This is a genomic window from Microbacterium sp. T32 (genome assembly GCF_001619615.1).
GTDB lineage: Bacteria > Actinomycetota > Actinomycetes > Actinomycetales > Microbacteriaceae > Microbacterium.
The window spans coordinates 321,415-337,985 of the sequence record NZ_LQQP01000012.1; the positions used below are offsets into that span (position 1 = coordinate 321,415).

The 16,571-nt window shown below is 70.7% G+C and carries 15 protein-coding genes; 9 read left to right on the top strand and 6 right to left on the bottom strand.

All coding sequences use genetic code 11. From position 1 onward, the window contains the following. Positions 1–22 precede the first annotated feature (22 nt). Entirely contained in the window at positions 23–1,105 is a 1,083-nt protein-coding gene (locus AVW09_RS07775; protein ID WP_063257516.1) for a DUF4349 domain-containing protein, read from the bottom strand. Further along, positions 1,102–1,656, bottom strand: a complete 555-nt coding sequence (locus AVW09_RS07780; protein ID WP_063257517.1) for an RNA polymerase sigma factor — start codon at positions 1,654–1,656, stop codon at positions 1,102–1,104. The genes AVW09_RS07775 and AVW09_RS07780 overlap by 4 nt, the downstream gene beginning before the upstream one ends. 153 nt (positions 1,657–1,809) lie before the next feature. Here AVW09_RS07780 and AVW09_RS07785 point away from each other — a divergent pair, with 153 nt between their 5' ends. After that, a complete protein-coding gene (locus tag AVW09_RS07785) occupies positions 1,810–2,799 on the top strand; it encodes a TerC family protein (protein ID WP_063257518.1) in 990 nt (329 codons plus the stop codon). A 179-nt stretch (positions 2,800–2,978) separates the two neighbouring features. Here the strand turns inward: AVW09_RS07785 and AVW09_RS07790 are convergent, their stop codons facing one another. Both AVW09_RS07790 and AVW09_RS07795 read right to left on the bottom strand, forming a co-directional pair. Beyond that, positions 2,979–4,292, bottom strand: a complete 1,314-nt coding sequence (locus AVW09_RS07790; protein ID WP_063257519.1) for an LLM class flavin-dependent oxidoreductase — start codon at positions 4,290–4,292, stop codon at positions 2,979–2,981. Further along, entirely contained in the window at positions 4,289–5,629 is a 1,341-nt protein-coding gene (locus AVW09_RS07795; RefSeq protein WP_063257520.1) for an O-acetylhomoserine aminocarboxypropyltransferase/cysteine synthase family protein, read from the bottom strand. The genes AVW09_RS07790 and AVW09_RS07795 overlap by 4 nt, the downstream gene beginning before the upstream one ends. Positions 5,630–5,861: 232 nt before the next feature. On the opposite strand from AVW09_RS07795, the gene leuC reads away from it, so the two are divergent. The 6 genes from leuC to AVW09_RS07825 all read left to right on the top strand — a co-directional run bounded on the left by leuC (position 5,862) and on the right by AVW09_RS07825 (position 12,233). Further along, positions 5,862–7,343, top strand: coding sequence for a 3-isopropylmalate dehydratase large subunit (gene leuC, locus AVW09_RS07800; protein ID WP_063257521.1), 1,482 nt, complete (start codon positions 5,862–5,864; stop codon positions 7,341–7,343). Between the two features lies 1 nt (position 7,344). Continuing rightward, a complete protein-coding gene (gene leuD / locus AVW09_RS07805) occupies positions 7,345–7,941 on the top strand; it encodes a 3-isopropylmalate dehydratase small subunit (protein WP_063257522.1) in 597 nt (198 codons plus the stop codon). A gap of 63 nt (positions 7,942–8,004) precedes the next feature. Further along, entirely contained in the window at positions 8,005–9,378 is a 1,374-nt protein-coding gene (gene murA / locus AVW09_RS07810) for a UDP-N-acetylglucosamine 1-carboxyvinyltransferase (protein WP_063257523.1), read from the top strand. 3 nt (positions 9,379–9,381) lie between these two features. Then, positions 9,382–10,122, top strand: a complete 741-nt coding sequence (locus AVW09_RS07815) for a lysophospholipid acyltransferase family protein (RefSeq protein WP_063257524.1) — start codon at positions 9,382–9,384, stop codon at positions 10,120–10,122. Further along, positions 10,112–11,248 carry an NAD(P)H-dependent glycerol-3-phosphate dehydrogenase gene (locus AVW09_RS07820; RefSeq protein ID WP_063257525.1) on the top strand — a complete coding sequence of 379 codons (1,137 nt, stop codon included), beginning with the start codon at positions 10,112–10,114 and terminating at the stop codon, positions 11,246–11,248. The genes AVW09_RS07815 and AVW09_RS07820 overlap by 11 nt, the downstream gene beginning before the upstream one ends. After that, on the top strand, positions 11,148–12,233 hold the full coding sequence (locus AVW09_RS07825; RefSeq protein ID WP_082822865.1) for a D-alanine--D-alanine ligase family protein: 1,086 nt from the start codon (positions 11,148–11,150) through the stop codon (positions 12,231–12,233). Before AVW09_RS07820 ends, AVW09_RS07825 begins: the two co-directional genes overlap by 101 nt. Positions 12,234–12,248: 15 nt before the next feature. On the opposite strand, the gene AVW09_RS07830 is transcribed toward AVW09_RS07825, so the two are convergent. Beyond that, positions 12,249–12,758: a DUF3515 family protein gene (locus AVW09_RS07830; protein WP_063257526.1), complete on the bottom strand. Its 510-nt coding sequence runs from the start codon at positions 12,756–12,758 to the stop codon at positions 12,249–12,251. A gap of 25 nt (positions 12,759–12,783) precedes the next feature. On the opposite strand from AVW09_RS07830, the gene thiL reads away from it, so the two are divergent. After that, positions 12,784–13,776 (top strand): thiamine-phosphate kinase, encoded by a 993-nt coding sequence (gene thiL / locus AVW09_RS07835; RefSeq protein ID WP_063257527.1) that lies wholly within the window; start codon positions 12,784–12,786, stop codon positions 13,774–13,776. Between the two features lie 10 nt (positions 13,777–13,786). Here the strand turns inward: thiL and rsmD are convergent, their stop codons facing one another. After that, positions 13,787–14,350, bottom strand: a complete 564-nt coding sequence (rsmD, locus tag AVW09_RS07840) for a 16S rRNA (guanine(966)-N(2))-methyltransferase RsmD (protein WP_063257528.1) — start codon at positions 14,348–14,350, stop codon at positions 13,787–13,789. A gap of 49 nt (positions 14,351–14,399) precedes the next feature. Here rsmD and AVW09_RS07845 point away from each other — a divergent pair, with 49 nt between their 5' ends. After that, the gene (locus tag AVW09_RS07845; RefSeq protein ID WP_063257529.1) at positions 14,400–16,559 is read left to right on the top strand and encodes an ATP-dependent DNA helicase RecG; all 2,160 of its coding nucleotides are present in this window, start codon (positions 14,400–14,402) and stop codon (positions 16,557–16,559) included. Positions 16,560–16,571 lie beyond the last annotated feature (12 nt).

Genomic DNA, 16,571 nt, shown 5'->3' on the forward strand with positions numbered 1-16,571 from the left:
TGCGCCCGGGGCCGCCGTCGCCCTACGCTTCGTGCGACCCCCGACGCTTCCGCACGATGCGACGGACACCCCAGACGATCAGCACGACCACCGCGGCCACGGCGATCCAGGGGAGCAGGAACCCGAGGCCGATCACGACGCCGTTGAGCGTCGCGATGAGGCCGTTCCAGCCGGCGACCAGGCCGTCACCGAACCCGGCCGGGTCGGCGACCACGGTCTGCGAACGCACGTTCAGCTGCACGTTCAGCGACGACATCGCCACCTGCGACTCGATCGAGGTCAGCACCGAACGGTCGGAGTCCAGCTGCGCCTGGCGGTCCGCGAGCGCGGATTCGGCGGCGATGAGGTCGGACACCGACGATGCCTGCGACATGAGCTGGGTCAGACGAGCGACGGATGCCTCGCCCGCGGCGACCCGTGCCCGGAGATCGACCGTCTGCTCGGTGACGTCCGAGCGGTTCACGCTCGTCGCGGTGACATCGCCGACGGCGGACAGGCCGTCCATCACGCTCTGAAGGGAGGTCGCCGGCACCCGCACGGTGATCCACCCGGATGAGACCGCCTCCGGCTGAACGACCTTGCCGTCGAGCGGGACCACGCCGTATCCGCCGCCGACCTGCGACGACTCCACGTAGCCGCCGGCGGAGGTCGCGGCATCCGTGATCTGCGTGATGGCCGCGCGCACGTCGTCGACCTCCACGGTGCTCGACCCGGTGGCGACGATGTCGCGCGTGCCGTTCGTCGCGGACGAAGCGGAACCCGACGCGGCCGAGGAATCCGCCACGCCGCCGGCCGATCCGCCCGCGACACCCTGGGGGGCGAGCGGCGCGCTCATGTCGCGCGTGCCGGCCTCGGTGCCCATACCGGGGTCCACGGCACCTCCGACGGCCGACACGGACGATCCGGACGTGCCGCTTGAGGTGGTCAGTGCCGGCCCGACGACGGCCGCGACGACGAGCACCGCGGCTGCGGCACCGACGCCCGTCCAGGCGGTGCGGCGGCGCCGACGCCGGGTTGCGCGCTCGTCCGCGATCCGGGCGAACACGACCGACTCCATGGCATCCACGCGATCGGCGCGGACCGGGGGAAGGCTGGGGGTGGTCATGGGGTCTCCGTCTCCATCGCGGTGGCGCGCACCCGGGAACGGATGCGGGAGAGGCGGTTGCGTACGGTGCCGTGGGAGACGCCGAGCGACTCGGCCGCGGCCTGATAGCCGTAGCCCTCCGCCGCGCAGAGTCGGAAGATCTCCCGGTCGAGGTCGCCGAGCCCCTCGACGGCGGCGAGGATCGCCGCCACCGTCTCGGCTTCGACGACCTGCTTCTCGACGTCGACCAGCGCGGGGATCCGCTCGTCGAGTTCGGCGGTCTCGCCGTGCCGGCGACGCGACCGTAAGCGGTTCTGCGCCTGCAGGCGGCAGACCGTCGCGAGCCAGGGGAGCAGGGACACCCCCTCGAGCCGTAGCTTCGGGATCTTCCGCCAAGCGACGACGAACGTGTCCTGCACGACGTCCTCCGCGTCCGTCTCGTCGTGGACGAGTCCGAACGCGATCCAGTACACCGGCCGCACGTACGCGCGGTACAGCGATCGGAACGCGGCCTCCGACCCGCCGGCGGCGCGCGCGACGAGCGCCCTGTCGTCGATGACGTCGTCGGTCATGGCATCCGTTCCCTCGTCCGCACCCGTGCGAGCACTCTCTCATTGAGAGGTGTCCGCTCGCGCGGGATCGTCTCATACCCGATTCCGGACCGGATGCCGAGCCGCCCGGGCCCGTCGATAGACTTCAGCGTCCCCCCGAACGAAAGGCCCGCCATGGAGCTGCAGCTGGACCCGGTGTTCCAGACGGTCACCCTCGTGGTGCTCGTGCTGGTCCTCGCCGCGGATCTGCTGATCATCCTCGCGCGCCCGCACATTCCCTCGCCCAAGGAATCGGCGCTGTGGGTCGTGTTCTACGTCGTGCTGGCTCTGGCGTTCGCCGGGATCCTGCTGATCGTGGGCGGGGGAGAGGTGGCCGGGCAGTTCGTGGCCGGCTGGCTCACCGAGTACAGCCTTTCGATCGACAACCTGTTCGTCTTCGTGCTGATCATGAGTCAGTTCTCGGTGCCCAGGCGCTACCAGCAGCAGGTGCTGATGGTCGGCATCATCATCTCGCTCGTCCTCCGCGCGGTGTTCATCCTCGTGGGTGCGACGATCATCGAGAACTTCAGCCCGATCTTCTATCTGTTCGGGGCGTTCCTGATTTACACCGCGATCCGCCAGGCCTTCCCGGGCGGCGATCACGAGGACGACACGCAGCGCGAGAACCTCATCGTCCGCATGCTGCGCCGGGTGCTGCCGATCGCCGACTCGTACGACGGCCGGAAGGTCCTCACGCGGGTCGAGGGCAAGCGCGTGTTCACGCCCATGATCATCGTGTTCGCGGCGATCGGGGTGACCGATCTGCTGTTCGCGATCGACTCGATCCCGGCGATCTTCGGGATCACCGAGAGCCCGTTCATCGTGTTCACGGCGAACCTCTTCGCGCTCATGGGGCTGCGCCAGCTGTACTTCCTGCTCGGTGACCTGCTCGAGCGCCTCCGCTTCCTGCACTACGGCATCGCGTTCATCCTCGCGTTCATCGGCGTGAAGCTCATCCTGCACGCGCTGCACGTGAACGAGCTGCCGTTCCTCAACGGCGGCGAGCCGATCGAGTGGGCGCCGGAGATCTCGACGTGGATCTCGCTCGCCGTCATCGTGCTGTCGATGGCCGTCGCGACGATCGCCAGCCTGACGATCCCGAAGAAGGCCGACGCGAAGGACTGACCGCCGCGTCGCTACGGGGGCATGTCCCACTATGTGCGAGTTTCGGCAGCGGCTTCTGCACGAAGTGGGACATCATCGCGCGCTGCCCGTCGCGGCCAAAGGCGTGTCCCACTATGTGCAAGTTTCGGCGGCGGTTTCTGCACGAAGTGGGACACGACGCGACGCGCGCGCGGCGCGGGTCAGAACGCGCGGAGGTTCGCCCCGAGTCCGCCCTCGACGTACTCCGCGCGCAGGATGCCACGGCGACGGAGGATCGGCACGAGGTCGTCCAGCAGCCGGTGCACGGTGACCGGGTGCAGGTCGCCCCACAGGAGGACGCCGTCGTTGCCCCAATCGCCGAGCTCCTCGATGCGGTCGGCGAACTCCTCCGCCGTGCCGACGAAGCCCGAGCCGTCGTTCAGGCGCCCGAGACGCGCGTGCGCGGCGAGGATCGCGCGCAGGGGAGCGTCGGGCTCGTGCTTCCCGACCAAGCGGCGAATGCTGCCCTCCGACACGTGCTCGCCGAAGATCCCGCGGTCGAGCGGCGCGTCCAGGTCGAGACCGGTGAGGTCGGTCTCGAGGTCGCTCGACTGCTTGCGAGCGATAGTGAGCAGGGCCGCGTCGTCCGGATCCGTGGATGCCGCGACCAGGCGGTCGGCCTCCTCCGGCGACGACACGAGCACCGGCTGGATGGCGAACAGGATCTTCACGTCGCTCGGCGCACGGCCGGCGGCTTCGGCGGCGGCGTGAATGCGTGACCGGTAAGCGCGGATGCTCTGCTCGTCGAGCGGCGCGAGGGCCAGCTGCACGTCCGAGTTGCGCCCTGCGAACGCGAGGCCACGGCCTGAGCCGCCGGGGGAGACGATCGCGGGCTCGCCGTCGGTGAAGGGCACGGCGTTGAGCGGACCGTCGAAGCCGAAGTACTCGCCGCGGTGCGGCGTCGCCGCGAGGCGCGTGCCGTCCGCGTAGACGCCGGTCTCCTCGTCCTCGACGAGCGCGCCGTCGCCCCAGCTCCGCCAAAGCTCGCGCAGTCCGTCGACCCACTCCTCGGCGCGGTCGTAGGCGGCGTCGTGACCGAGTTGCGGAGCGGTCGAGAAGTGCCGCGCGCTGCCGGTGTCGGTCACGATGTTGAGTCCGAGTCGGTGGCCGCTGAGGTGCTGGAGCGTCGCGAACTGGCGAGCGGCCGTGTACGGCAGGTACGCGGCGGGGTTCACCGTGGGCACGACGCCGAGGTGCTGCGTCGCGGCGAACAGGTACGGAGCCAGCAGGAGCGGATCGTGCTTGGGGCCGCCGAACGCGTGCCGGACGCGCAGGTCGATCGTCTCGGCGCTGCCGAGCGAGGGCGCGTCCTCGATGATGAGGAGGTCGAAGCCCGCCTGCTCGAGCGTGCGCGCGGAGTCCTGGTACAGCCCCGGTTCCGTCCAGGGGTGGTTCCAGCGGAGGTACGGGTGCCCCCACCCGTGCGGGCCGAAGCCGCGGGCGAGGAACCAGCCGAAGTGCTGCAGCCGGCTCACGCGTTGACGACCTCGCGCGCGCCGTCGGCATCCACGAACTCGTCGAGGGGAATGGATGCCGTGCCCTCGAGGGCCTGAGCGAGGTCCCCGATGATGTCGTCGACGTCCTCGATACCGATGGACAGGCGGATCGTGCCGGGGAACACCCCGGCGCGCTCGCGTTCGGCCACGGCCCGAGCGGAGTGGCTGGTGCTCTGCGGGTGCAGCACGAGCGTGCGGACGTCGCCGAGGTGCGTCATGTGCGTGATGAGGCGTACCGACTGCACGAGGTGACGCGCGGCCTCGAGCCCGCCGCGAAGGGTCACCGTGAACACCGAGCCGCTGCCGCGCGTCAGGTACCGGCGACCGAGCTCGTGGTGCGGGTGCGAGGGGAGACCGACGTAGTCGACGCGCTCGACCTCGGGCCGCGTCTCGAGCCACTGCGCGACCGCGAGCGCGTTCGCGGACTGCCGCTCGACCCGCAGGCTCAGCGTCTCCACGCCCTGGCCGATGAGGAAGGCGTTGAGCGGCGACGGCGACGGGCCGAAGCGCGGCGCGACGCTCTCGCGCAGGTACTGCCCGCGGGCGCGTCGGCCGTACTTCTCGGCGTAGCTCGCACCGCCGAGTCGGTCGGTCTGCACGAGGTGGGGGAAGAGATGACCGGATGCCGCCGCGTCGAAGCGTCCGTCGTCGACGATGACGCCGCCGAGCACGGCACCCTGCCCGGCGAGGAACTTGCTCGCCGAGTGCACGACGATCGCGGCGCCGTGCTCGATCGGCCGTAGGAGGTACGGGGTGGTGAACGTGCTGTCGACGACGAGCGGAACGCCGCGCTCGGCACCGATCGCCGCGACGGCGGCGACGTCGATCACGTCGTTGCGTGCGTTCGAGAGGGTCTCCGCGAAGAGGGCCTTGGTCCGCGGCGTGATCGCGGCGCGCCACGCGGCGAGGTCCGAGGTGTCGACGAAGGTCGCCTGGATGCCGAGCCGCGCGAAGTTGTCGAGGAGGAGACCGCGCGTGCCCTCGTAGATGTGCTCGGACACGACGATGTGGTCGCCGGCATCCAGGAGTCCGAGGAGGGCGACGGTGACCGCCGCCTGACCGCTCGAGACGAGGATCGCCTGGTCGCCGCCCTCGAGCGACGCGATGCGCTCCTCGACGGCCTGCACCGTCGGGTTGCCGGTGCGGGTGTAGCCGAAGCCGCTGCCGGTGGCGAAGTGCGCCGCCGACTCGTCGAGGTCGGAGAACGTGAAGCCGGCCGTGAGGTAGATCGGCGTCGCGCGCGGCGAGGCGGGCGCGACGGACGTCCCCACGTGCACCTGACGGGTCGAGAACCCGGTGTCATTCTGCGCGCTCATGCGGCACTCTCCTTCCAACGGCGTCGCCACAGGCTCGCACGTGCGCCCCGCCGCCGACGAAATGTGCGGCGCCGTGTTACGCGGGGAGGGGCCTGCGGCCCGGTGGTATCGTGGCGAGGTGCGGATCGCCGGCCTCCTCCTTAGCGGCCGCGACGAGACCTTGTTCTAGGCCTTTCTCGTCGCGGAGTTCGTCGCGGGCCTCACATCCCATCCGAGGAGAAACGCAAGTCTCATGAGCACGACATCGATCGACGGCATCCACATTCCCGATCGCCCCCGGACCCTGGCGGAGAAGGTGTGGGACGACCACCTGGTCGTCAAGGGCGAGGACGGTCAGCCCGATCTCATCTACATCGACCTCCACCTGGTGCACGAGGTCACGAGCCCGCAGGCGTTCGACGGTCTGCGCGCCGAGGGTCGTCCGGTCCGCCGCCTCGACCTGACCATCGCAACCGAGGATCACAACACTCCGACGCTCGACATCGACAAGCCGATCGCCGACCTGACGAGCCGCACCCAGATCGAGACGCTGCGCCGCAACGCCGACGAGTTCGGCGTCCGCATCCACTCGCTGGGCGACAAGGAGCAGGGCATCGTCCACGTCGTCGGCCCGCAGCTGGGCCTCACGATGCCGGGCATCACGGTCGTGTGCGGCGACAGCCACACCTCGACCCACGGCGCCTTCGGGGCGATGGCGTTCGGGATCGGTACGAGCGAGGTGGAGCACGTCCTCGCGACGCAGACGCTGCCGCTCAAGCCGTTCAAGACCATGGCGATCACGGTCGAAGGGGAGCTGAAGCCCGGCGTCACCGCGAAGGACATCATCCTCGCGATCATCGCCAAGATCGGTGCGAACGGCGGCCAGGGCTACGTGCTCGAGTTCCGCGGCAGTGCGATCCGCTCCCTCTCGATGGAGGGACGCATGACGATGTGCAACATGTCGATCGAGGCCGGCGCCCGCGCGGGCATGATCGCGCCCGACGAGACGACCTTCGCGTACGTGAAGGAAAAGCCGCACGCGCCGCAGGGTCAGGACTGGGACGACGCCGTCGCCTACTGGCGTACGCTCCCGAGCGATGAGGGCGCTGTCTACGACGCCGAGGTGTTCCTCGACGCGAACGAGCTCGAGCCCTTCGTCACCTGGGGAACCAACCCCGGTCAGGGCGTCTCGCTGTCGGACGTCGTCCCCACGCCGGCCGAGATCGCGGACGCGAACGAGCGCGCCGCCGCCGAGCGCGCGCTGGAGTACATGGCTCTCGAGCCGGGCACGCCGATGAAGGACATCCCCGTGGATGCCGTCTTCATGGGGTCGTGCACCAACAGCCGCATCGAGGACCTCCGCGCGTTCGCCTCCGTCATCCGGGGCCGCACGAAGGCCGAGAACGTCCGCGTCATGGTGGTCCCCGGATCCGCACGGGTGCGGCTGGAGGCCGAGGCCGAGGGCCTCGACAAGGTCTTCACCGAGTTCGGCGCCGAGTGGCGCTTCGCCGGCTGCTCGATGTGCCTGGGCATGAACCCCGACCAGCTCGCCCCGGGCGAGCGCTGCGCGTCCACGTCCAACCGCAACTTCGAGGGCCGCCAGGGCAAGGGCGGACGCACGCACCTGGTTTCGCCGCTGGTCGCGGCGGCGACCGCCGTGCGCGGGACGCTCTCGAGCCCGTCGGACCTCGAGCCGCTGCCCGCTGCAATCGCCACGACCGGGGCGGAGGCCTGACATGGAGAAGTTCACCACGCACACCGGAATCGTGGCGCCGCTGAAGCGCTCGGCCGTCGACACCGACCAGATCATCCCTGCCGTGTACCTCAAGCGCGTCACCAAGACGGGCTTCGAGGACGCGCTGTTCGCGAACTGGCGACAGGACCCCGAGTTCGTCCTCAATCAGGATGCCTACCGCTCGGCATCCATTCTCGTGGCGGGCCCCGACTTCGGCACCGGATCCAGCCGCGAGCACGCAGTGTGGGCGCTCCGCGACTACGGCTTCCGCGTCGTCCTGAGCCCCAAGTTCGCCGACATCTTCCGCGGCAACTCGGGCAAGCAGGGCCTGGTCACGGGGGTGATCGGCGAGGACGACGTGGAGCGCATCTGGGCCGCAGCCGAGGCGCAGCCGGGCGTGGAGATGACGGTCGACCTCGAGGCGCGAACCGCCACACTCGGCGACCTCCGAGTCTCGTTCGACATCGACGATTACACTAGGTGGCGGCTTCTCGAAGGGCTCGACGACATCGGGCTCACCCTGCGCAACGAAGACAAGATTTCGCAGTTCGAGGCGCGCCGCGAGGCATGGCGGCCGCGGACCCTTCCGGTCCGCTAAGCCCGGTCGGCCCGATCGGGCCGTTCCGCCGCCCCTCGTCCACGAAGTGAGGTCTACCCCCCTATGAGCACACTCGTCACTAACTCCGGAGAGCACTCGATCGTGAAGCCGGACTGGGAAGCGGCCGAGACCCTGGTGATCCGCGGCGGACGACCTCTCCGCGGAACGGTCGAGGTCAAGGGGGCGAAGAACCTCGTCACGAAGGCGATGGTGGCGGCGCTTCTGGGCGACACCACGAGCACGCTGCGCGACGTCCCGAACATCAGCGACGTCAAGGTCGTCCGTTCGCTCCTCGAGGTGCACGGCGTCACCGTGACCGAGGGCGACGAGGAGGGGACTCTCCACCTCGACCCCTCGGGCGCGGTCGCCGCGCACTTCGAGGAGATCGACGCGCACGCGGGCGCGTCCCGCATCCCGATCCTGTTCTGCGGCCCGCTGCTGCACCTGCTCGGCGAGGCGCTGATCCCCGACCTGGGTGGATGCCGCATCGGCGACCGTCCGATCAACTTCCACATGGACGCGCTCCGTGCGTTCGGTGCGGTGGTCGACAAGAGCTACGAGGGCATCCGCATCACGGCCCCGAACGGCCTGCACGGAGCGAACATCACGCTGCCGTACCCGAGCGTCGGGGCGACCGAGCAGGTGCTCCTCACCGCCGTCCGCGCGAAGGGCGTCACGGAGCTGCGGAACGCCGCGATCGAGCCCGAGATCATGGACCTCATCGCCGTCCTGCAGAAGATGGGCGCGATCATCTCGTACGAGCCCAACCGGGTGATCTTCATCGAGGGCGTCGACCGTCTCGTGGGCTACGACCACCGCGCGATCTTCGACCGGAACGAGGCGGCGTCGTGGGCGTGCGCCGCTCTGGCCACCGACGGCGAGATCTTCGCCCAGGGCGCCCGTCAGCAGGACATGCTCACGTTCCTCAACGTCTTCCGCAAGGCCGGCGGCTGGTTCGACGTCCGCGAGGACGGCATCCTGTTCCGCCGTGGCGGCGATCTCAAGCCCGTGATGGTCGAGACGGACGTCCACCCCGGCTTCATGACCGACTGGCAGCAGCCGCTCATCGTGGCGCTGACCCAGGCGCACGGCACGTCGACCGTGCACGAGACGGTGTACGAGAACCGTCTCGGATTCACGCAGGCGCTCAACAAGATGGGTGCCGACATCGTCGTGCACCCCAAGGGCATCGCGAGCCCCGACCGCCGCGTCCCGCGCCGCGACCTCGAGCAGGCTGCCGTCATCAACGGCCCGACGCCCCTGCACGGTGCCGATGTCGAGGTGCCCGACCTGCGCGGCGGCTACAGCTACGTCATCGCCGCGTTGGCGGCCGAGGGCGAGTCGACGGTGCGCAACATCGGCATCATCCGCCGCGGGTACGAGAAGTTCCTCGAGAAGCTGACCGCTCTCGACGCCGACTTCGACGTCGTGGGCTGAGCCGTGGCGGCCACCCCGGAGAAGAGCCGGCCGAGCGCCTTCTGGCCCCTCGCCGTGGTCGTCGTCCCGCTCGTGGGGCTGTTCGCCCGCATCGAGTTGCGGGGCGTGGAGAACCTCCCGCGCGAGGGCGCCTACGTGCTTGCGCCGAACCACAACTCCGAGTTCGACCCGCTCATCGTCGCCGTCGCGGTGTGGCGCGTCGGCCGCGCCCCGCGGTTCATGGCGAAGGAGAGCCTGTTCAAGGTCCCGGTCCTCGGAGCGGCGCTCCGCGCGACCGGAATGGTGCCCGTGCCGCGGACGTCCGCGAGCGCCAACCAGTCCATCACCGCCGCGCAGGACATCGCGCGCGACGGGCGCGGTGTCATCGTGTACCCCGAGGGCACGCTGACTCGCGATCCCGACCTGTGGCCGATGCGCGGCAAGACCGGTGCCGTGCGGCTCGCGCTCGGCGGCGGCCTGCCGCTCATCCCCATGGCGCAGTGGGGTGTTCAGCAGATCCTGCCCCGGTACGGCAAGCTGCGCTTCCCCCGTCGCTCGCACGTCATCGTCGAGTTCGGGCCGGCGCTGGACCTGTCCGAATTCCGCGCCACGGCGACGCAACCGGCCACGCTGACGCGCGCGACCGACGCCCTCATGGCGCGGATCGCCGAGATGCTGTCGGGCCTGCGCGGTGCGCCGGCGCCCGCGGAGCGGTGGAACCCGTCGCAGCACGGGCAGAACGAGACGGGCCGCCTTGAGTCGTAAGACCGAGACCGCCGGGCCCAAGGTCGCTGTCATCGGCGCGGGCAGCTGGGGGACGACGTTCGGCAAGATCCTCGCCGACGGCGGTGCCTCCGTCGTGATGTGGGCGCGCCGCCCCGAGCTCGCCGCCGAAATCACCGAGTCCAAGCGCAACAGCCGCTACCTCTCCGGGATCAACCTGCCGCGCACGATGACCGCGACGACGAGTCTCGCCGAGGCGCTCGACGGCGCCCAGCAGGTGTATCTCTCCATCCCGAGCCAGGCGCTGCGCGAGAACCTCGCCGCCGTGAAGCCGCTGGTCGACCGCACGGACGCACCGATCGTGTCCCTCATGAAGGGCGTCGAGAAGTCGTCCGGGCTGCGGATGAGCCAGGTCATCGAGCAGGTGCTGCTGTGCGACCCCGCGCGGATCGCCGTGGCATCCGGCCCGAATCTCGCCCTCGAGATCGCGCGGGAGCAGCCGACGGCCGCGGTCATCAGCTCGCTGAGCCCCGAGACCGCCGAGGCCGTCGCCCGGCGCGCGCGCAACCGCTACTTCCGGTCGTTCGTGAACACCGACGTCATCGGCACCGAGTTCGGCGGCGTGCTGAAGAACCTCATCGCCGTCGCGATCGGGATTGTGGACGGCGTCGGCTACGGCGAGAACACGAAAGCCTCGATCATCACGCGCGGTCTCGTCGAGATGACCGACTTCGCCGTCGCCCAGGGCGCTCAGCCCGAGACGCTCCAGGGCCTCGCGGGCCTCGGCGACCTCATCGCGACGTGCCAGTCGCCGCTGAGCCGCAACAACACGGCCGGACGCCTGCTCGGGCAGGGCTACAGCTACCAGGATGTCGTGAAGCAGATGCAGCAGACCGCGGAGGGACTGGCATCCGTCGCCCCCGTCCTGCAGCTGGCACGCGAGGTCGGCGTCGACATGCCGATCGTGCGACAGGTGAAGATGGTGCTCGACGGCACCATGAATCCGCGCGACATCGCGCCCCATCTCACGACCGACGACGACCAGCCGCAGGGCGAGAGGACGCAGAATGACCAAACCGGCGGTGGCGGTGCTCTTCGGCGGGCGCTCCAGCGAGCATTCGATCAGTTCCGCCACGGCGGGCGGGGTGCTGCGGGCGATCGATCGTGACCGCTTCCGGGTGATCCCCGTCGGGATCACTCGCGACGGCGCCTTCGTGCTCGAAGACGACGACCCCGACAAGTTCGCGCTTCGCCCCGAGGCTCTGCCCGAGGTGCGCGACAACGGCACCCGCGTGCGACTGCCCGATTCGGTGCTGTCGCGCGAATGGACAGTGACGGATGCCGACGGCGAACGGTCGCTCGGCGATGTCGATGTCGTCCTCCCGATCCTGCACGGCCGCTTCGGTGAGGACGGCACGATCCAGGGGCTCCTCGAGCTCCTCGGCATCCCGTACGCCGGCGGCGGAGTGCTCATGTCGGCGATCGGCATGAACAAGAACGTCACCAAGCGCGTCCTGCGTTCGGCGGGGGTGCCGGTGGTGCCGTGGGTCGCGGTGACGCGGGCCGACCTCGCGCGCAACCGCGACCTGTGGGAGCGGCGCATCCGCTCCCTCGACCTGCCCGTGTTCGTGAAGCCGAACGAGGCCGGGTCCAGCGTCGGCGTGACGAAGGTCTCAGCGTGGGAAGACCTGGATGCCGCCCTCGACACGGCCTTCGCGGAGGACCGTCTCGTCCTGGTGGAGCAGGCGGTCGTGGGGCGGGAGCTGGAGGTCGGCGTGCTGCCCGGCCGCGACGGTGGTCCGGTGCGCGTGAGCGTCGCCGGGGAGATCGTCGTGACGGGCCGCGAGTTCTACGACTTCGAGGCGAAGTACATGAACGCTCCCGGTGTCGACCTCGTGTGCCCCGCCGACCTGCGCGACGGCGAGCTCGCCGAGATGCAGCGGATCGCCGCCCAGGCGTTCGAGGCGCTCGGCGGCGAGGGTCTCGCGCGCGTCGACTTCTTCTACACGGGCACCGAGTTCTACGTGAACGAGGTCAACACGATGCCCGGGTTCACGCCGATCTCGATGTTCCCGACGTGCTGGATCGCGTCCGGGCTGTCGTATCCCGAGCTGATCAGCGACCTGCTCGACGCCGCGCTCGACCGCGCCTGACGCGCGGCGGCCCGCTCAGGGGGTCGTGCTGGGCGTAGGCGCCGGGGTCGCGTCGTCGGGGGACGTGCACACCTGGCCTGTCGCGGGCAGGTAGTCGCGAATGAGCGGCGCGAGGGCCGACGCGATGTCGGCGCTGCTCGCCTCGGCGTAGTCGAGGTAGACCTGGACGGCGGGAGTGCGGCCGAACGTCGTCAGCGTGTAGCGGTTCTGATCGGCCTGTGACTCGTCGACCAGCCAGTCCACGCCGTCGAACGGGCGGCAGGGGAGCGTCGACGGCCCGGGGGCCTCGAGCCCGCACGTCAGCAGGATGCTGGCGGGATCGCCCCACGCGCCGGTCGCCTGGGCGTCGGTCCAGCGGCGCTCCTGACCGGAGATCGACTTCGGCAGTCGCGCGATGATCTGCGCGCACGCGGGGTCGTTGGCATCCTTCGCCGGCTGCATCGAGACGGTCGACGTGCACGCGGCGAGCCCCGGAAGAAGAGCGAGGGTGGCGATCAGCGCGAGGGAACGACGGGAGCGGGGCACCCCTCCAGGCTAATAGCGTGGGAGGGTGACCGACGCCGAGACCACCGTGGGGGAGCTGTCCGAGGGGCAGGTGCTCCGCGGCATCCTGGACCGCCTTCCCGCCTCGACCGCCGCCGTGGGGCCGGGGGACGACGCCGCGGTGCTGGCCGTGCCGGACGGACGCGTCGTCGCGACCACGGACACGCTCGTGCACGGCCCCGATTTCCGGCTGGCGTGGTCGTCCGCGGTGGACCTCGGCTACAAGTCGGCGGCGGTCAACCTCGCCGACGTCGCGGCGATGGGCGCGCGGCCGATCGCGCTGCTCGTTGCACTCGCGATGCCGGACGACACACCGCTGTCGTTCGTCCGCGGGCTCGCCGACGGCCTCGCGCAGGCGTGCGCCGAGCTCGCCCCCGGCTGCGCGGTGGAGGGCGGCGATCTCACCGTCTCGGACACGCTGACGATCGCGGTGACGGCGCTCGGCAGCCTGGACGGGCGCGATCCGGTGCGCCGTTCCGGCGCGCGACCCGGGGATGCCGTGCACGTGATCGGCGAGCTGGGCGTGGCGGGGCGCGGACTCGATGTGCTCTTCACCCGCTTCGTCGACGCGTCCGGTGCGCCGATCCCGGTGACTCCCGAGGCGCGCGCAGCCCTCGACGCCGAGGACGCGGAGGGCCTGGACCGGCAGCTGCGGCCGCGACCGCCGATCGCCGACGCACTGCGGGCGGCTGACGCCGGTGCCACCGCGATGATGGACATCTCGGACGGACTGGCCCTGGATGCCGAGCGCCTCGCCGACGCGTCCCGAGTCACGATCGCGTTCGATGCGGGCGCGCTGGGGGATGACCTCGCGCGGGCGCTCGGCGGGGGAGAGGACCATGGATTCCTGGTGACCTACCCCGCGGGGGCGGTCGGCCCCGGGCGCCGCGTCGGCACGGTCGAGGGCCGCGGCGAGGTCGCCGTCACGGTCGACGGGCGCGCGTGGACCGGCCGCACCGGCTGGGATCCCTACCGCGACTGGGACGCCGGCCGCGGCTGACCAGCGCGGCTCAGTCGGCCGGGCGGCCCCACCAGAGGGTCGTGTCGCCATACGCCCGGTCGCGGTCGGCCTCGAGGCCGGCGGCCTCCCAGTCCGGGGCAGGCGACCGCTTCGCGCGCTCGACGATCACCGCGGCATCCGGGCTCAGACGGGGGGTCAGGGCGGCGAGCACGCGGGTGATCTCGTCGTCCGCGACGTCGTAGGGCGGGTCGATGAACACGAGGTCCCACGTCGCGGCGGACGATTCGACGAACGTCGTCGCGTTCGCCCGGTGCACGCGGGCCGCACCGCGGACGCCGGCCGTGCGGAGCCGCTCGGCGTTCTTTCGGATGAGGGTCGCCGCGGGCGCCGACAGCTCGACGAGATCGGCCGACACGGCACCGCGGCTGAGGCTCTCGAGTCCGAGCGCACCCGACCCGGCGTAGAGGTCCAGCACGCGCGCGCCCTCGATCAGGTCGGCCGACTCCAGCGCCCCGAACAGCGACTCGCGCACGCGGTCGCTCGTGGGCCGCGTGCCCTTGGCGGGGACGTCGAGAACCGTGCCGCCCGCGCGGCCGGAGATGATGCGGGTCACCGTTCCACCCTACAAACCGCGTGTCGGAGGGGATGCCTAGACTCGGTGCATGCTCGGTCTGTCCCTGTCGTCGCGACTCGACGGCGCCGTCGGCGGCAAGACCGCCGCGGCTTTCGAGCGCGCGTTCGGCATGAAGACCGTCGGCGAGCTGCTCGAACACTACCCGCGCCGGTACGCCAAGCGCGGCGAGCTGACCCCGATCGCCTCGCTGCCGCTCGGCGAGCCGGTGACGATCGTCGCCGAGGTGGTCAGCGCGACCGAGCGCCGCATGCAGAACCGCCGCGGGTCGCTACTCGAGGTGATCATCAGCGACGGCGACGGACGCATGTCCCTCACGTTCTTCAACCAGTCGTGGCGCCTCAAAGACCTGACGCCCGGCCGCCGCGGCATCTTCTCGGGCAAGGTGGGGGAGTACCGACGGCAGACGCAGCTGACGCACCCCGACTACGAGCTGTTCGACGATCTGGAAGAGGCGCGCGCCGAGGCCGAGGTGAACTCGAAGCGTCCGATCCCGATCTATCCCGCGACGAGCACCGTGCCGAGCACGCTCGTGCAGAAGACGATCGCCCTCGTGCTCGACGGCCTGGGCGCCATCGACGATCCGCTCCCCGACGACCTCCGCGAGCGGCACGGCCTCGTCAGCGCCCGCACCGCGCTGGAGCACATCCACCGCCCGGAGCACGACGACGAGATTCCACCGGCGGTCGCGACGCTGCGGATGCAGGAGGCGTTCGTCCTGCAGACCGCGCTGCTGCAGCAGCGGCAGTTCGTCCGCGCGCTGTCCGCGGCGAAGCGCCCCGCCGCGCCGGGCGGCCTCCTCGAACGCTTCGACGCGGCCCTGCCCTTCGCGCTCACCCCCGACCAAGAGACCGTCGGCGCCCGGATCGCCGCCGACCTCGTCGGCGATTGGCCCATGAACCGCCTGGTGCAGGGCGAGGTCGGATCCGGTAAGACGCTCGTCGCCCTTCGCGCGATGCTGCAGGTCGCCGAGTCGGGCGGGCAATCCGCTCTCATCGCCCCGACCGAGGTGCTCGCGGCACAGCACGTGCGGTCGATCGCGAAGATGCTCGGACCGCAGCTCGCCCCCGAGCTGATGCCGACGCTGCTCACCGGACAGCTCCCGGCTGCCGAGCGTCGCCGCGCGGCCCTGCGGGTGGCATCCGGTCAGGCCCGGATCGTCGTCGGCACCCACGCGCTACTCAGCTCCACGACGACGTTCGCGGATCTCGGTTTCGTGGTGGTCGACGAGCAACACCGCTTCGGGGTGGACCAGCGCGAGGCGCTCCGCTCCAAGGGTGACTCGCCGCACACGCTCGTGCTCACGGCGACGCCGATCCCGCGCACCGTCGCCATGACGGTGTTCGGCGACCTCGACGTCTCGACGATTCGCACCATGCCGGCCGGGCGAGCTGGCATCCAGACCTTCGTCGCCCCGCTCGCCGAGAAGCCGGGATGGTTCGCCCGGGTGTGGGAGCGTGTCGCCGAAGAGGTGGCGAAGACGCACCAGGTGTTCGTCGTGTGCGCCGCGATCGACGCCGAGAAGCTCACAAAGGACGAGGTGGGCGACGAGCCGTCCGACGGTGCCGATACGCGCACGCGCTGGGGCGTCGTTCAGGTGGGGGCGCTGCTCGACACGCTGCCGGCGTTCGCCGACATCCGCGTCGAGATCCTCCACGGCAAGATGCACGCGGACGAGAAGGATGCCGTCATGCAGGCGTTCGCGCGCGGCGACATCGACGTGCTGGTCGCCACGACCGTCATCGAGGTCGGCGTCGACGTCCCGAACGCCTCGACGATGGTGATCCTCGAGGCCGACCGGTTCGGCGTCTCCCAGCTCCACCAGCTGCGCGGGCGCGTCGGCCGAGGCGGACTCCCCGGACTGTGCCTGCTCGTGACCGAAGCGGCGCCGGGAACGTCGTCGCGTTCGCGCGTCGAGGCGGTCGCCCGGACGCTCGACGGCTTCGAGCTCGCCGAGGTCGACCTCGAGCTCCGCGGCGAGGGCGACGTCCTGGGCGGCGCGCAGTCCGGCGTGCGGTCGTCCCTCCGGCTCCTGCGTGTCGTGACGGATGCGGATCTCATCGTCCAAGCGCGGGCCGCGGCCGAGACGGTGCTCGCCGACGATCCCGCACTCGTGCGGCATCCGGGACTCGCCGCTGCTCTCGAGCGACGTGTCGGCGTCGAGGAACGCGCGGCCCTCGCCAAGTCGTGATCGGTAGGCTGG

What these genes read in the sequence shown, in the direction of transcription:
- AVW09_RS07775 (WP_063257516.1), bottom strand. Translation starts at nt 1,105, where the DNA reads ATGACCACCCCCAGCCTTCCCCCGGTCCGCGCCGATCGCGTGGATGCC.
- AVW09_RS07780 (WP_063257517.1), bottom strand. Translation starts at nt 1,656, where the DNA reads ATGACCGACGACGTCATCGACGACAGGGCGCTCGTCGCGCGCGCCGCC.
- AVW09_RS07785 (WP_063257518.1), top strand. Translation starts at nt 1,810, where the DNA reads ATGGAGCTGCAGCTGGACCCGGTGTTCCAGACGGTCACCCTCGTGGTG.
- AVW09_RS07795 (WP_063257520.1), bottom strand. Translation starts at nt 5,629, where the DNA reads ATGAGCGCGCAGAATGACACCGGGTTCTCGACCCGTCAGGTGCACGTG.
- leuC (WP_063257521.1), top strand. Translation starts at nt 5,862, where the DNA reads ATGAGCACGACATCGATCGACGGCATCCACATTCCCGATCGCCCCCGG.
- leuD (WP_063257522.1), top strand. Translation starts at nt 7,345, where the DNA reads ATGGAGAAGTTCACCACGCACACCGGAATCGTGGCGCCGCTGAAGCGC.
- murA (WP_063257523.1), top strand. Translation starts at nt 8,005, where the DNA reads ATGAGCACACTCGTCACTAACTCCGGAGAGCACTCGATCGTGAAGCCG.
- AVW09_RS07825 (WP_082822865.1), top strand. Translation starts at nt 11,148, where the DNA reads ATGACCAAACCGGCGGTGGCGGTGCTCTTCGGCGGGCGCTCCAGCGAG.
- AVW09_RS07845 (WP_063257529.1), top strand. Translation starts at nt 14,400, where the DNA reads ATGCTCGGTCTGTCCCTGTCGTCGCGACTCGACGGCGCCGTCGGCGGC.